The organism is Candidatus Binatia bacterium, assembly GCA_023150935.1.
Lineage (GTDB): Bacteria > Desulfobacterota > Binatia > HRBIN30 > HRBIN30 > JAKLJW01.
This window is the reverse complement of the sequence record JAKLJW010000148.1, coordinates 1-331: the sequence shown is the minus strand read 5'-3', so window position 1 is coordinate 331 and position 331 is coordinate 1. Positions and strand designations below refer to the sequence as shown.

1 protein-coding gene is annotated in these 331 nt (G+C 67.4%); it reads left to right on the top strand.

What is annotated here, in order from left to right:
* A partial coding sequence (locus L6Q96_23430; GenBank protein ID MCK6557500.1) for a vitamin B12-dependent ribonucleotide reductase occupies window positions 1–331 on the top strand: 331 nt, incomplete at both ends.

The window sequence follows — 331 nt, the reverse complement described above, 5'->3', positions numbered from 1 at the left end:
TCTGGTTCAACCTCGGCGTCCCCGACACGCCGCAGCAGGCCAGCGCCTGCTTCATCAACTCGGTCGACGACACCATGGAGTCGATCATGGAGCTGGCGCGCACCGAGGCCACGCTCTTCAAGGGCGGCTCGGGGGCGGGCTCCAACCTGTCGCGGATCCGCTCCTCGCACGAGAAGCTCTCGGGGGGCGGCATCGCCTCGGGGCCGGTGTCGTTCATGAAGGGCTTCGACGCCTTCGCCGGCGTCATCAAGAGCGGCGGTAAGACGCGTCGGGCCGCCAAGATGGTCATCCTCAACGCCGCGCATCCGGACATCCGCGAGTTCATCTGGTG